Here is a 470-nt window from a genome sequence, read left to right as displayed (position 1 = left end):
ATTTTGGGACGGAACGCGATTGGCCGTTGTTTTTTCGTTGCATCCCACGCGCGTGGGGTTCTCAACGGGTCCGGTGTTGCTCTGGCGTTCGCGATCCGCTGCGCCCCAACGTTTTTGCCTGAATACTGTCTGAATGTTCGCTGTGACGGTGGGCAAGCCGTGGGACGGAACGCGGAATAGGCCCTGAAATGCATTGCGTCCCACTGGCCTGTGGGTGTTTTGTGGGACGGAACGTAGAATCTGCCGGTAATAATCCTTGCGCTAAGACACCGGTTTGCGCAAGGATTCCACGAGCTCAAGGATCTTTCCGAAATATACTTGCGCTAACGAAGTGCGGCCGAAAACTCCTCAGTCGCCCAGTCGACTCAGTTGCTAGCCACCAGTAGCCGGTCACCTCAGTAACCAGTCACCAGCTTCCAGTCACCTCAGTAACCAGTCGCCAGCATCCAATCCTCCCCACCTCAAGCCCC

Origin of the sequence: Bifidobacterium jacchi, from assembly GCF_009078285.1 — a bacterium.
Classification (GTDB): Bacteria; Actinomycetota; Actinomycetes; order Actinomycetales; family Bifidobacteriaceae; genus Bifidobacterium; species Bifidobacterium jacchi.
Note: the sequence above shows the minus strand (reverse complement) of the source record.